16 protein-coding genes are annotated in these 14,266 nt (G+C 41.4%); 15 read left to right on the plus strand and 1 reads right to left on the minus strand.

The annotated features are described in order from the left end of the window. The first annotated feature begins 160 nt into the window (after window positions 1-160). Together topB and RCJ95_RS12570 are read left to right on the plus strand one after the other, a co-directional pair. Window positions 161-2,290: a DNA topoisomerase III gene (topB, locus tag RCJ95_RS12565; RefSeq protein WP_446722372.1), complete on the plus strand. Its 2,130-nt coding sequence runs from the start codon at window positions 161-163 to the stop codon at window positions 2,288-2,290. 108 nt (window positions 2,291-2,398) lie between these two features. After that, window positions 2,399-3,244, plus strand: coding sequence for a nucleotidyltransferase (locus RCJ95_RS12570; RefSeq protein ID WP_221683119.1), 846 nt, complete (start codon window positions 2,399-2,401; stop codon window positions 3,242-3,244). Between the two features lie 98 nt (window positions 3,245-3,342). On the opposite strand, the gene RCJ95_RS12575 is transcribed toward RCJ95_RS12570, so the two are convergent. Continuing rightward, window positions 3,343-3,954, minus strand: coding sequence for a TetR/AcrR family transcriptional regulator (locus RCJ95_RS12575; RefSeq protein ID WP_221683118.1), 612 nt, complete (start codon window positions 3,952-3,954; stop codon window positions 3,343-3,345). A 202-nt stretch (window positions 3,955-4,156) separates the two neighbouring features. Here RCJ95_RS12575 and RCJ95_RS12580 point away from each other — a divergent pair, with 202 nt between their 5' ends. From RCJ95_RS12580 to RCJ95_RS12640, 13 genes are all read left to right on the plus strand, one after another. Continuing rightward, entirely contained in the window at window positions 4,157-4,909 is a 753-nt protein-coding gene (locus RCJ95_RS12580; protein WP_221683117.1) for a glucose 1-dehydrogenase, read from the plus strand. A 562-nt stretch (window positions 4,910-5,471) separates the two neighbouring features. Then, a complete protein-coding gene (locus RCJ95_RS12585) occupies window positions 5,472-6,830 on the plus strand; it encodes an aspartate kinase (RefSeq protein WP_221683116.1) in 1,359 nt (452 codons plus the stop codon). A gap of 104 nt (window positions 6,831-6,934) precedes the next feature. Then, the gene (locus RCJ95_RS12590; protein ID WP_048390624.1) at window positions 6,935-7,120 is read left to right on the plus strand and encodes a hypothetical protein; all 186 of its coding nucleotides are present in this window, start codon (window positions 6,935-6,937) and stop codon (window positions 7,118-7,120) included. Between the two features lie 204 nt (window positions 7,121-7,324). Then, window positions 7,325-8,008 (plus strand): adenosylcobinamide amidohydrolase, encoded by a 684-nt coding sequence (locus RCJ95_RS12595; RefSeq protein WP_221683115.1) that lies wholly within the window; start codon window positions 7,325-7,327, stop codon window positions 8,006-8,008. After that, window positions 8,005-8,961: an adenosylcobinamide-phosphate synthase CbiB gene (cbiB, locus tag RCJ95_RS12600; RefSeq protein ID WP_257521967.1), complete on the plus strand. Its 957-nt coding sequence runs from the start codon at window positions 8,005-8,007 to the stop codon at window positions 8,959-8,961. The genes RCJ95_RS12595 and cbiB overlap by 4 nt, the downstream gene beginning before the upstream one ends. Next, entirely contained in the window at window positions 8,948-10,042 is a 1,095-nt protein-coding gene (locus RCJ95_RS12605) for a pyridoxal phosphate-dependent aminotransferase (protein WP_257521968.1), read from the plus strand. The genes cbiB and RCJ95_RS12605 overlap by 14 nt, the downstream gene beginning before the upstream one ends. Next, on the plus strand, window positions 10,039-10,647 hold the full coding sequence (locus tag RCJ95_RS12610) for a histidine phosphatase family protein (protein WP_369579285.1): 609 nt from the start codon (window positions 10,039-10,041) through the stop codon (window positions 10,645-10,647). The genes RCJ95_RS12605 and RCJ95_RS12610 overlap by 4 nt, the downstream gene beginning before the upstream one ends. Window positions 10,648-10,659: 12 nt before the next feature. Beyond that, a complete protein-coding gene (locus tag RCJ95_RS12615; RefSeq protein ID WP_221683111.1) occupies window positions 10,660-11,235 on the plus strand; it encodes a bifunctional adenosylcobinamide kinase/adenosylcobinamide-phosphate guanylyltransferase in 576 nt (191 codons plus the stop codon). Between the two features lie 20 nt (window positions 11,236-11,255). Next, on the plus strand, window positions 11,256-12,032 hold the full coding sequence (cobS, locus tag RCJ95_RS12620) for an adenosylcobinamide-GDP ribazoletransferase (protein WP_221683110.1): 777 nt from the start codon (window positions 11,256-11,258) through the stop codon (window positions 12,030-12,032). After that, the gene (locus RCJ95_RS12625; protein ID WP_221683109.1) at window positions 12,005-12,601 is read left to right on the plus strand and encodes a histidine phosphatase family protein; all 597 of its coding nucleotides are present in this window, start codon (window positions 12,005-12,007) and stop codon (window positions 12,599-12,601) included. The genes cobS and RCJ95_RS12625 overlap by 28 nt, the downstream gene beginning before the upstream one ends. Further along, on the plus strand, window positions 12,553-12,945 hold the full coding sequence (locus RCJ95_RS12630; RefSeq protein WP_313150701.1) for a bifunctional adenosylcobinamide kinase/adenosylcobinamide-phosphate guanylyltransferase: 393 nt from the start codon (window positions 12,553-12,555) through the stop codon (window positions 12,943-12,945). The genes RCJ95_RS12625 and RCJ95_RS12630 overlap by 49 nt, the downstream gene beginning before the upstream one ends. A 31-nt stretch (window positions 12,946-12,976) precedes the next feature. Next, complete coding sequence (locus RCJ95_RS12635) at window positions 12,977-13,471, plus strand: ECF transporter S component (protein WP_446722373.1); 495 nt, start codon at window positions 12,977-12,979, stop codon at window positions 13,469-13,471. Further along, entirely contained in the window at window positions 13,468-14,151 is a 684-nt protein-coding gene (locus RCJ95_RS12640) for a hypothetical protein (RefSeq protein WP_263082450.1), read from the plus strand. Before RCJ95_RS12635 ends, RCJ95_RS12640 begins: the two co-directional genes overlap by 4 nt. The last annotated feature ends 115 nt before the right edge of the window (window positions 14,152-14,266 follow it).

The following is a 14,266-nucleotide window of genomic DNA, read 5'->3' on the forward strand; positions in this document are numbered from 1 at the left end:
CTTTAAAAGTGGTCAAAGATTTTAGTAAGTGCTATTTTATATGGTTTAAAGTAAAATAGTAGTAAGGTATTTCACCATCAACTCAACTAATCTAATTAGTTGAGTTTTATATTTTTATAGAAAAAGCTACTAAAATATTGTAAAGAAGATGTGATGATTAATGGGGAAAATTGCGATATTAGCAGAGAAACCATCTCAAGCAAGAGCATATGCAGACGCCTTTAAAGTGAAGCAAAAAGAGAAAACCTTTATTGAACTGGAACCTTGTTCTACTTTTCCTCATGGTGCAGTTATTACCTGGGCGGTTGGTCATCTTGTTGAATTAAAGGAGCCGAAAGAATATCACAAGGAATGGGAGAAGTGGTCGCTTGCTTCATTACCGATCATTCCGCAAAAATTTGAAGATAAAGTGGTCTCTAAAATGTATCCACAATTCAATGCAGTCAAAAAAATCTTTAGTGATCCCCAAGTAACAATGATTTATAACTGCTGTGATAGTGAACGGGAGGGTTCAAATATTTTCTACTCCCTTTTGAAAATGACAAAAGTCAATAAGCCAGTTAAACGTTTATGGATCAATTCATTAGAAGTGGAGGAAATCCGAAAAGGTTTTAATCATATGCAAGGTAATGAGCGGGACTTGCTGATGTACCAAGAAGCTAAAACGCGTCAAATTAGCGATTGGTTAGTGGGTATGAACTGTAGTCGCCTCTATACGCTACTGTTGCAGAAAAAGGGCTTCAAGGGCAGTATCTCCATCGGACGAGTACAATCGCCAACCGTCTATTTAATTTATAAAAGACAGCAGGAAATTGAACAGTTCAAGCCTGAAAAATTTTATGAAATCGAAGGGGTATTTAAAGCTCAACATGGTGTATATAAAGGGAAGGCGAAGCTAAAGACAAAAGAGCGGGCTGAGGCAGTGCAATTATTGCAACAGCATGGGATTGAACCGCATGATACAGGTCTCATTACAAGTGTCACGAACAAAATGAAGCGGACGGCACCACCTAAACTACATGCGCTATCAACTTTACAAGCGGCTGCCAATAAACGTTGGAAATACAGTCCATCACATGTGTTGAAACTTACGCAATCACTTTATGAGAAAAAGCTCGTTTCTTACCCACGTACCGATTCACAGCTTATTACACATAATGAGTTTGCCTATTTAAATGAATCATTAGGAAACTATCAGCAGCTCGTGGGAAAAGCATTTCAGCCAATCAATAGAGGGAAGAACAAGCGCTATGTTGACAGTGCCAATGTTGGGGAGCACTATGCGATAATTCCAACGAAAAAAATACCGACCGCCAAAGCGTTGCAATCCATGAATGCTGATGAACGAAATATTTATTTTGAAATCCTCAATACGACACTCGCTATGTTTCATCAGGATTATGAATACGATGAAAAAACGATTATCACGAATGTCAAAAATGTAGAGTTTAAAACAGTAGGGAAAACAGAGCTTGTCAAAGGCTGGAAAGAATTATTTTCAAATGAGACAGAGGTGCAGGCGCGTGAAGAGTCTTTACCTGTTGTCTTCCAAGATGAGCTGGTACAAAGTAAGATTGCTATACTAGAAGGCACGACAACACCTCCGAAGCCCTATACAGAAGGTCAACTCATTACGATGATGAAAACCTGTGGTAAATCGGTTGAGGATGAAGAGGAAATCGAGGTGCTGAAATCGATTGAAGGGATTGGGACGGAGGCAACTCGAAGTGGCATTATCGAGACGATTAAGAAGCATGGATTTATTGAAGTACGAAAAAATATCGTGAGCATTACACCGAAAGGACAGCTTTTATGTCAGGCAATTGAAGGAACATTACTGTCAAGTCCTTCCATGACGGCTAAATGGGAAATTTACTTACATAAAATTGGTAAGGGGGAAGGCTCTGCCAAGCATTTTATTGAAAGCATAGGCAAGTTTATTCATCAATTAATAGCAGAGGTGCCTAAACAGTTAGAGTCTCTGACAATTGAAGCAGAGCAGTTTAAACCAGCCGTGGTAAAAGATATTGCCATCTGTCCAGCATGCAAGGAAGGGAAAATAGGCTTGCGTAAAAGCTTTTACAGTTGTTCGAATTATAAAAATGGTTGTAAGCAAACGTTCCCACAAAGGCTATTAGGAAAAAAACTAACGGAAAAAAACATTCATGACTTATGTAAGAGTGGCAAAACTGCTTTGATGAAAGGCTTTAAATCAAAGAATGGCAAACCATTTAATGCAGCCCTACGTTTGGTAGAAGGAAAAATTGAATTTGAGTTTAATGAAAAGTAAATGCTGCTAGTTTCAAAGGACTTCCAACTTGGAAGCTGGATAGCGTGTTTGATATAGTACATGCTATCCTACTTTTAAGCAAATCAGTCACCTAAAAGGAGCGATGTAATGACGACTATAAAAGAAATTGGTAGCTTATGTGTGACGGATAGTGATGGATACATAATTAATCATGCAGATTGGAATAAAATCAACTCTATTTTTCTTGCTGTCATCAACGATGTGATTCATACCTATCGCACAATTCTCCAAGATGACTTACATAGCATTTATCTAAGGGGATCAATTCCAAAGGGTATAGGTATTGAAGGAGTAGCTGACTTAGACACCATAGCGGTTACGAAGCAAAAGCCTAAAAAACAGCAGGTAAAGCGAATAAAAGAAGTAGAACAAGCATTAACTCAAAACCATCATTGTGTAGATGGGATTGAGCTAAGTGTATTTGGCAAAGAAGCTATTTTAAATACGACATCTTTTTCAATCATTAGTTTCATCCTCCAAACCCATAGTATATGTGTGTTTGGAGAGGATTTAATACCTCGATTACCAAGATATAAGGTGGACGAGGCTTTAGCGAATGACCACCTTATTCATTTGCAGGGGCAAATAAAAAATGCCTGTGATGACCTTCAAGATAATGCGGATATAGAGGATATTAAAGATTGTTGCAAGTGGATTATGAAAATTATAGTAAGAGCAGGACTTGCACTTGTCATAACGAAGGAAAACACCTATACAAGGGATTTATACCCCGCCTATAAACGGTTCTCGGAATATTTCCCTGACAAGGAAAGCGACATGAGAAGGGCACTTGAATATGCAATAACGCCCATAATCGATACGAACGTTTTGTTGTTGTTTTTAAATGAATTTGGAACGTGGATGGTCAGTGAAGCGGATAAATGGTTACAACTCTATAACCCTACTAGAGAGTTAAACATGAAAATACGATAACTTCCGAGACAAATGGAAACGAAAAAGGTAATCACATATGTGTTGTGATTACCTTTTTCTGTTAATTGAAAATTCGTTTGAGCGTGAATTAAGTGCTCTTATCTTTCAAAAGGGTTGTCAATATAAGGGCCTTTAATGGTAATACGCATTAACTGGGTCGCCATAAATTTGGGGGTATAGGGCATATCATTTTCTAACCACCAGACAATTACTTCAAGAAAGGCGGCGGCATAAAAACGGACGGCCATTTCGCGGGGCACGGTCAGCTTTTGATCGTCAGGCTCCATCATTTGAATCCCGCTCGAGACAAAATTGATAATAATGTCTTTAAGACCATCGGAGAAATAAGGGATATTTTTTTCCGTGAGATAGACCTTGTATAGCTTACTATTCAGCGCTATTTGTTCAAATAAATACATAAATGTCTCATGTGGCTGGTCATAATTTGGTAATAAATCAAAATCCCTCTTCTGTTCGAAGGGTGGATGGATACTACTTACAAGCTCATGCAAAGCTTCTTCTGAGCTTTGATAGAGAAGGTCTAATTTATCACGGTAATGTAAATAAAAAGTGGCACGGTTTAATGTAGCCCGTTGTGTAATATCTTGTACCGTAATCTTTTCATAGCCTTGTTCATCAATTAATGCCACTAGTGCATCTCTTAATAATTGGCGCGTTCTGATGACGCGAGGGTCCATTTTTTTCGACATTTTGAAGCTCCTTGTATTAAATTTTCTATTTAAACAACAGTCCGATTGCAAGTGTTGTGAAAGCGTCATGATGGGCTGTGGTGTTGTTTGCCCTTTTTCAATTGCGCGTTATAATCATATTAACGACACCGTGTCGATAATACAACTAGTTGTTAACGTGTTCACGAATTGTTCATTTATATAGAAGAAAGGGAGTTTTATGATGGGTCGTTTAAATGGGAAAGTAGCAATTATTACAGGAGCAGCAATGGGAATGGGTGCTTCTGAGGCAAAACTATTTGCACAAGAAGGCGCAAAGGTCATCGCAACAGATGTACAAATCGAGCCCTTGAATAATTTAGTAAAAGAAATTAAAGAAAATGGTGGGGACATTATTGGTCTTCAACATAATGTTACTTCTGAGGATGAGTGGAAAGCAGTGATTGCGGAGGCTGTAAAGGCATATGGCAAAGTGGATATCCTCGTCAACAATGCAGGGGTGTCATCACCAAAAACGATTGCTGACATGGAAATGGCTGAATGGAATAAAATTATGGATATTAACCTGAATGGCTGTATCATTGGCATGAAATATGTGATTCCTCAAATGCAAAAAGCTGGCGGTGGTTCAATTATCAATATTTCTTCGATCGGTGGAATCGTGGGAATGGCTGGTACAAGCCCTTATACAGCAGCAAAAGGTGCGCTTCGTGTGCTTTCTAAATCGGCTGCGATCGAGTATGGTAAAGATAAAATTCGTGTGAATTCTGTTCATCCAGGCATTATTGTAACACCAATGACAGCGCCTACGATGGAGGAGGGCGGTGCATTGCCATACTATCAAGCTTACACACAATTACCATACTTCGGTGAACCTGAAGATGTAGCTTATGGCGTAGTGTTCTTAGCATCAGACGAATCCCGCTTCATGACAGGCGCAGAGCTCGTAATCGACGGCGGCTGGACAGCCATTTAATCCAATAGCAGTATCAAAACTAGGCATCACTCGACGTGAGCCTAGTTTTTTTTATGCAGATGAGGGTGAATACCCGCGAATCGAGTGAAGATACACGCGGTAGAGAAATGAATACCCGCGAATCGAAGGGAAAAACACGCGGTAGAGAGGCAAATACCCGCGATTGATCAATAACCCCTCGATACGAGAGAGAACCCTCATAAATAAAAGAAAAAGCCTTGCTGAAGGAATCAACGATACATACAAAAATAGCACAAACATAGTGGATATTTGTGCATATCATAAATGGAGAAAGCGTTTTCTTCATTATATAGAAGAAAGTCAAAACGAGAAATTTCACGATTATGTCAACGTCACGAAAAAAAATTCACAAAAACCTTAACTATTTCATGTGAAATCCGTATAATAAATCAAACAGTACGAAAATTGTCCATATTTCTCGAAAAATTGCGTGAATTTTTTAAATTGTATTGACGTAGGAAACGATAATTTGTACACTGTGTACAGTCAATTGTTTTGTGGAGGAATACAATTAATTTGAAAAAGTTAGGATTTGATAGATATGATCGTGTGTAAATTTGGTGGAACATCTGTAGCAAGTGCAGAACAAATACAAAAAGTAGCAAACATTGTAAAATCTAATCCGGCGCGTAAGATTGTTGCCGTTTCAGCACCAGGGAAACGTTCTGGTGACGATATAAAAGTAACAGACCTATTAATACAATTAGCAAATGCAGCGTTACAACAAGAGAATACAGAGGAAAAATTGCAAACTGTTGTGGATCGTTTTAGAGCGATTGCTGATGGTTTGGGGCTAGATAATGCCATTTGTGACGTAATCGCAGAAGATTTACGTGAACGTGTACAAGGTGACAAAACAAATGTGGAATTATTCATCGATAGTATTAAAGCAGCAGGTGAAGATAATAACGCCAAGCTTATTGCAGCTTACTTTAATGCCATTGGTATGCCCGCACGCTATGTCAGTCCTAAAGAAGGTTTAGTGGTTAATGATTTACCAGAAAGAACCTTTGCATTACCTGAAGCGTATGCTAATTTAGCCCCTTTAAAAGACACAAAAGAAATTATTGTGTTCCCAGGGTTCTTCGGTTACACTAAAGCGGGCGTATTGCGAACATTTGACCGCGGTGGCTCTGATATTACAGGCTCCATTTTAGCAGCAGCCGTTGAAGCGGAGCTGTATGAAAACTTTACGGATGTGGATTGTGTGTTCTCCGCGAATCCGAAAGTCGTCAACGATCCAGTGGAAATTAAAGAAATTACGTATCGCGAAATGCGCGAATTATCATATGCAGGCTTTTCAGTGTTCCATGATGAAGCGTTAATGCCTGTCTACAAGATTGGGGTGCCCGTTAACATAAAAAATACAAATAATCCAACAGCCCCAGGTACACGTATTGTACCAAGCCGTCCTGCAACAGGTCGTCCAGTTACAGGGATTTCGGCAGACAGTGGCTTTTCAACTTTATATGTCTCTAAATATTTGATGAATCGTGAGGTAGGCTTTGGACGTAAGCTACTCCAAATTTTAGAAGATGAGAATATTTCTTATGAACACACACCATCTGGTTTAGACGATATTTCTGTCATCATGCGTTCGAATCAACTAACACCAGAAAATGAAGCACGCATTCTTAGTCGTGTGAAAGAAGAGCTACATGCAGAGTATGTAGAAATGCGTCACGGTTTTTCCATGATCGTGATTGTGGGCGAAGGGATGCGTCATAACACAGGATTAGCTGCCCGTGCTGCCACAGCGATTTCAAAAACTGGCGCAAATATTGAAATGATTAATCAAGGTTCTTCTGAAGTGAGCCTCGTGTTTGGTGTCCTTCAGGAATATGAAAACCGCATTTTACAAGCATTATATGAAGAGTTTTTTGCCCATGCAAAAGCATAATGACACAATCATCACTAATCCAAGTGTTTCTTGCTTGGATTAGTGTTTTCTTTTTGCTGAGAATACGGTAAAATCGAGGGCGTACATAGTTGGGAGGGTTATTTGTGAAAAATTTAACAATTGGTATGCTTTTTTCAATCATCGGGATACTTTTTGTCTGTTTAACGATTATGGATATTTTACCGTCATCGACAAAAACAATGAAAATTGTTTACATAGGCATTGGGTGGGTCTTTATTATCGTCGGCTCTGTTATCCGCTTTAAGAATCTCAAACAAAAGCAGCAATAACACTTTGAAAATGGAATTGTGACAATAGCCAAAGTTGTGATACAATTTCAAAGAAAATAAATAATTTGAGTATTATGAAGTTGTTATTCTGTACAAATGTTCAGAAGGTTCAAATTTTAATAAAGAATCGACCGTACAAATTCTTCTTTGTAAGAATTTGTTTTTTTATGTTCCGTCATAACTTTATCGCGAGGAGGCGATTGATTGCCTATACTTACTAAGGATTGCATTCATATTTTTGACGATTATGTTGCCCTTCAAACAGCTTCAGCCATGAAGGTTGTATCCTCAGCCATGCATAACCCAGGCTTTGGTCATTATACGCATCTGATGAATCGAACGGTGCCTATTACCTATGATGAACGACAGCCACATCAGGAATTGCTGCAGTTTTTGCAGGCACAGCACTTCCCGCATGACAATACAGTGGCTATGATGACGGCTGTCCAAGCCAAGTTTGCGACTATTCGTGACTTTACATATGAGGGAATCCACCTTGTCATTATGATTACCGCTGGGCTTGGCAATGCGGTGGATATTACCCGTGCTTTTCATCGAGAGGAGCAGTACCATGCAGGCACCATTAATACTTGGGTGCTGATTAATGGCAAGCTGTCTGATGAAGCACTTTTTCAGGCAATGATTTCAACTACAGAAGCCAAGGTCAAGGCTCTAGTAGATGAAGGTATTACAGATCCAACAACAGGCACACTAGCTACAGGTACATCTACTGATAGCTTACTTATTGCCTCGACAGAAGAAGGGGACTTCCATCAATATGCAGGTCCCATCACCATGCTTGGCAAGGTCATTGGCTATGGTGTTTATGACACAATGTGTGAGGCGGTTAGGAAATACAAAAAAGATAAAGAGGCGAGGTCTAAATGATTGCTATTGTGATTGCCTGCATCATAGGGCTAATTTTTGATTTAGTAGTAGGGGACCCTCCGAAGCTTCCTCATCCAGTACGCTGGATTGGACACTTGATTCAATCGCAAACAGCCTTATGGAATAAGGGCAAATGGCGCAAGCTACGTGGCACGGTGATGGCACTTGCTGTTGTTGGCACGACCATGTTTGTGGTGACGCTGATTCTATTACTAAGCTATCAGGTGAGTATCATTTTCGGCATTCTTGTAGAGGGTCTTCTGATTGGTATCGGACTGGCACAGCGTAGCTTGAAGGAGGCGGCGATGGCTGTCTATGAGCCGCTTGTCAAAGGGGATTTTGCCGAAGCACGTGTTAAGCTGTCTTGGATTGTCGGACGTGATACCGATAAACTAGGTGAGGGTGAAATCGTGCGTGGTGTGGTAGAAACGGTTTCTGAGAATACAAGTGATGGTGTGACAGCTCCACTCTTTTATGCCTTTTTATTTGGGGCAATTGGTTTATGGGGCTATAAGGCTGTCAATACATTGGATTCGATGGTGGGCTATAAAAATGAAAAATATAAAGACTTTGGTATGTTTTCAGCCAAACTTGATGATGTACTGAATTTTATTCCAAGTCGCATTACAGGCTTACTGCTCGTGCTTGGTACGAAAAATGAAACAGATCGTTCGCTTGGCAAGCGCTTAAAGCGTTGGGTACAGGACGCTAAGAAGCATCCTAGTCCAAATAGTGGCTATTTAGAGGCAGCGACTGCAGTGCAGCTTGGTGTACAGCTAGGAGGGAAAAATACGTATCAGGGCGTTGTCTCTCATCGAGCAATTATGGGGGAAAAATTAGTGCCATTAACGAAAGAGCATATTGCAACGTCCATTATTCATATGCGTATTGCCACAGTGCTGTTTGCGCTTGTTATGTTAGCAGTGGAGGTGTTAATTTATGCAGTTACCTAATCACGGAGCAAATCCGCATAATGTTTATCAGCAATTAGGATTAACGATGCCTGAGGTGGTGTATGATTTCAGCGAAAATGTCAATGCGGCAGGACCACCAGCCTTTGTAGAGGCACGTTGGCGTACTTTTTATCCACTAATTCAGCGCTATCCAGATCCAGATGGAGAACCTTTTTTAACAAAGGTCGCTGCTTTTCATCAAGTAGCGAAGAATACGATTTTACTAGGCAATGGGGCTTCAGAGCTTTTTAGTGTACTAGCAAGACGCTATGCCAATAAGCGTGTGATCATTGTGCATCCTACTTTTTCAGAGTATGAGCGAACATTGCGTGCAGCAGGTGCTACGATTGTTCCTATTGTCGTGACGGATTTTATCGATTACACATTGCCATTAGAGCAGCTACAGCAGGAAATGATGACAGCAGATGCTGTTTATCTTTGTACACCTAATAATCCGACTGGTGTACTGCCAAATAAGGAAGATTTACTCGCCTTAATGGCACACGGAGCAATCGTTAACTGTGAGCTTGTGATCGATGAGGCATTTATGGATTGGGTAGATGAGGCGCATTCGCTGATTCCGTTTAGTGCACAAAACCCACATGTTATTGTCGTTCGTTCGATGACTAAAATGTATGCGATCCCAGGTTTACGACTTGGGTATATGGTTGCACATGCTACTATTGTGGGCGCCTTAAAAGATATGCTGCCGCATTGGAATTTAAATGCCTTTGCGCTTGTAATTGGGGCAAGCTGTTTAGACGAGCAGCACTATTGTCAGCAGGCAATTACCGATGCCGCAGCACAAAGGGAATGGCTGCATCGTTACTTACAGGACAATGGCTGCCAAGTAACGAATAGTGTGACGAATTATGTGTGCTTCTCCTTACCGAAAACACAGCAAGCGGATGCCTTTTTCACCTATTGTCTTGCACAGGGTGTTGTGCTGCGTCACACAAAAAACTTTCAAGGTTTGCAGGGTGAGTGGTTCCGTATTGGCATCAAAGACATTGCAGCCATGACAGCTTTACATAATTGTCTACAAGCGTGGTTTAACGTAAGTAAGGGGAGAGAAAAGTGACAACTTTTTATCTAGTAAGACATGGGGAAACACAATGGAATCAGGAGCATCGACTACAGGGGTGGCTGGATTCTCCATTAACGGAAAACGGTAGAGCAGCGGCAGAAAAACTTCACAAGCAACTGCAACAGATTCCTTTTACCGCTGCTTATTGTAGTTCAAGTGGTCGTGCAAGAGAGACGATGGATATTTTGATGGCCAATCGCAAGCTGCCTATTGCCTATGAAGATGATTTACGGGAGATCTATTTAGGGAAATGGCAGGGGCAGACAATCGACGATATACTGGCGATACATAAGCTTGATTATGAGCTATATACGAACTACCCTGCGCAGTTTGTGGCGAGTCATACAGAAAGCTTTGGAGCCGTAACAGAAAGAGCGATGTTTACATTAAAAAAAATAGCAGCCCAACATCAGAATGAAACGATCCTCATTGTCTCCCACGCCGTAACGATTAAATGCATTATCAATGCTATTTTACAACGCAGCATTAGTGAGCTGTGGGCAGCCCCGTACATTCATGGGACAAGTGTGACAGTGATTGAACGGCAAGGTCAACAATGGCTTGTGAAGGATATTGGTAATCTACAGCATTTACAATAGGAGGTGTCCTACATGCCGCTTATTTTTATTACAGGTGGTGTACGTAGTGGTAAATCCCATTTTGCAGAGCAAGCAGCGCTTCAGTATTATGAGGCGCAGGCATGTACAGCGAAACGCTTGCTCTATTTGGCTTCGGGTATTGCCTTAGATCGTGAAATGGAAAAAAGAATCTTACGGCATCAGGCAGATCGCCAGGCACAGCCTATTCAGTGGCTGACGGTGGAGGCTCCCTATGCAATTTCAGAAGTATTTGAGACACTTCAGGAGGGAGATGTGGTGCTGTGGGATTGCGTGACAACGTGGCTGACCAATGCTTTTTACGAAGGCTATGACAAGGGGACACCCTGTTTACAACAGCCTGGGTGTTTAGCCAATAAGCTACAGACCGTCAAGCAAGCGATCTTGTCACTACTGAAGAAGGATTTGACTTTTTTTGTGGTATCCAATGAACTGTTTGATGAACCTCCTTATGCTAGTGATGAAGTAGAATTATACCGACGAACGCTCGGACAATTCCATCAATGGTTGGTTTCTATGGCACAAGAGGCCTACGAAATGAACTATGGCATTGTAAAGAGATGGAAATAATTAAGAAGGAAGGCAAGAGGATGAAAAATTTTTGGCATAGCCTCCTACTGGCATTTCAATTTTTTACGGTATTGCCAGTACATAAAGAGCTTCCGTTAACGAGGTCCACCATCACAGGCATGTTTGCTTGCTTACCATGGATAGGTGCTTTAATGGGAACAACGGTGGCAGCCGTGCTTTATAGTCTTATGCAGTGGACAGCAAGCAGTGAAGTGATGCTAGCTTTCACTGTGATAGGGCTATTTGCTTTATGGACAGGTGGTTTGCACTTAGACGGTTTTATTGATATGGGCGATGCCTATTTTTCCTATCGAGATCGAGAAAAACGATTGGAGATTTTAGATGACCCTCGTGTGGGAGCGTTCGGAGTATTGGCTGTGGTGTTTTTATTGATGGGGAAATTTGTTATTTTACATGAGCTTTTCGTGCAGCAGAGGTTCGCCTTGTGGATGGTACTATTCGTCCCTTTTCTAACAAGGGTGGGCATGAGCTTTTATTTTATGTCACTCCATTGCTCAAAGGAAAAAGGTCTTGCTTATTTTTTTAAGTCTCATATCAATGCTACTCGATTAAAAGCGATCATGCTGTTGTCGCTCATATTGGCAATGACGGTTGTTTTTATGAGCACGCAGTTTTTACTTCTTCCTGTTGTCTTAGTCGTCGTTTTAGCCATTGCCCTTTTTATTTTTCGACAATTTACGTTGCGTAATTTTGGTGGAGTATCTGGCGATTTACTGGGTGCCTCCATTGAAGGAATGGAGGTAGTGCTATGGGTGACATTGTTACTGTGTGCTTAATGCGGCATGCGCCTACAAAAGAGAATCTTGAAAAGCGTTATCTTGGTTGGACGGATACACCATTAGCAGATACAGCCAAGCTTGCTGTTGTGGATGCAAATGTTAAAAAGGTATATGGCAGTGATCTACAGCGCTGCCGACAAACGGCTGCTCATTATTTTCCCAATGCTAGCTACCAGGCAGAAGCATCCCTTCGAGAGACGAACTTTGGTGCATTCGAAGGGAAAACCTATGAGGAGCTAAAAATGGATGCTCACTATCGGGCATGGATAGATGATCCAATCCGTACACCCCCTCCACAGGGTGAGGCATTCGATGATTTTATGAAACGTGTTGTAGATGGATTTCATTATATACCGAAAAATGAGGATAGCTATTATTTAGTGGTTCATGGTGGGGTCATTCGTGCCTTACTTGTTGCGTTTGCGCCAACAGAACAGCCTTTTTGGTCCTATCAGGTGCCACATGATAAACAATTTGCTTTAACATTTACAAGAAAGGCTTGGGAGGAGGGAGCACGATGCATGTCTTTATCGGAGGTGCCTATAACGGCAAAACCGACTATGTGAGGCGCTTGTATGAACAGCAACAGATGGTTATGATTGCTGGTGAACTACCTGAGGTAGCGCCCGTCTGTGATGTTCTTGTCCTAAAGAACTTAGAAAAATGGCTTGTGACACAAAATTTGGAGGAAGATGAACAAATCGTACAAAAGGTGCTAGCAACCTTACAAGAGCTTGAGCAGCAATGTACACTCGCACTTATTGTGACGGATATGGGGCGTGGAGTTGTGCCAATGGAAAAACAAGCCCGACAGTTACGCGATACCTGTGGTCGTCTATACCAAGCTTTGTTCAAGGAAGCGGAGCAAGTTGTACGGATTTGGTATGGAATAGCTGAGCCATTGAAGTAAAGTAGACATTCAACAGAAAAGAGGGAATAAAATGGAACGACAAAAATTAAGAAAATTGGTTTTGACAGCAATGGTAGCGGCCATCTGTGCAGTAGGGGCAATGATTAAGGTTCCAACGTTTATTTCAACGGCTGCACTGGATTCGGCTCCTGCCTTTTTAGGTGTTGTCTTTCTATCTCCCATCTTAGCAGGGATTGCTGGATTGATCGGGCATTTTATTACGGCATTAACATCTGGCTTCCCATTAGGACCATTACATATCATTATCGCGGTAGAAATGTTGAGTGTCGTATGGGTCTTTGGGGTGATGCATAAAAAAGGCATGCACTTTTGGAAATGGCCTGTTGCCTTAGTATTAAACGGGATTGTAGCACCACTCCCATTCTACTTTATTATTAGTCCAGCATTTTTCTGGGGTGCTTTAGGCAGTATTCTGATGGCAACGGTGATCAATTTAATTATTGTCGCGGTAGTTATGCCCATTCTGTCAAAGGTTTTTGTGCGTAAGGAAGGTCGTGTACAGTGAGAAATGCGATGAAAGTTGGCACGTTCATTGCAACAATGGATAATGCCGCAGCTATTGGACAAAAACCGCAAGATGTAGTGTCAGCACCCGATCAACTGACGGCCTATATGACAGCACGTGTGACCTTTTTAGAACAGCTGGCGGCACAGGCATTACCTGTTCAAGTTCTACTTGCGAATTTTTCTGGAGATGCCGCATGGTCTCGCTATGAAAAAGGTATACAGCAAGTGTTTGCAGAGGCAGATCTTACATGTCCAGCCATTGCGGGGAGTACGGAATCCAATATGCCCACATTACAGTCAGGCTTAGCTGTTACAATGCTTGGAGAAATCCAGCAGCGTCGAGCATTTGATCACGATCAGCTTAGCTGGTACACCTATGGCCTGCCGCTTGTAGGCGAAGAGGTGTTGGCACAGCCTAAAGATGTGGCGCAGTTGCTGCCTATTTTCAAGGCATGGCAGGCAGAAATTGTTCAGCAAGTATGGCCAGTCGGATCAAGGGGGCTACAAGGAGAATTTTCCCGTCTGTTTGGGGAGCGACATGTGGAATGCGCCCTTGATGGTGCAAAATCAGCAGGCCCCTGTACGGTCATTTTGCTAGGAATTGCTGCAGACAATGAGTCACAGGCACAAAAAATTTTTCTGCGAAATTTTGAGAAACTACACATTTCTGAAAAGTGATGGGGCTTGTTTTGAGAAAATGATTGTTTCTTGGGACAGGTCCAGATAATCCAGAGCGAGTGTTATTTTACTTCGATATAATCCTTGCTCTGGGTGGTTCCTTACTTAATTAACA

The sequence above is a fragment of the Lysinibacillus sp. BSL11 genome, assembly GCF_052928325.1.